1 protein-coding gene is annotated in these 248 nt (G+C 53.6%); it reads left to right on the top strand.

Features of this window, described 5'->3' with window-relative positions; translation table 11 throughout:
- Nucleotides 1-248, top strand: a 248-nt coding sequence (locus SB775_RS32450) for a nitric oxide synthase oxygenase (RefSeq protein WP_410865403.1), incomplete at both ends; no start/stop codon positions are given.

Raw genomic sequence — 248 nt, 5'->3', positions numbered from 1 at the left:
GCTGACCAGCAGCGCTACAACATGCTGCCCAGAGTAGCTGATCTCATGGGGCTCGACACCAGTAGGGAAGCCACGCTCTGGAAGGATAAAGCGCTGGTGGAGCTGAATGTAGCGGTGCTGCACTCCTTTAAAGAGCAAGGTGTATCGATTGTTGATCACCATACGGCGAGCCAGCAGTTTAGGCGATTTGAAGAAAGGGAAGAGAAATGCGGTCGCGCAGTCACTGGTGATTGGATGTGGCTCATTCC

This window comes from Peribacillus sp. SIMBA_075 (assembly GCF_046534585.1).
This window is presented reverse-complemented; position numbering and strand designations above follow the sequence as displayed.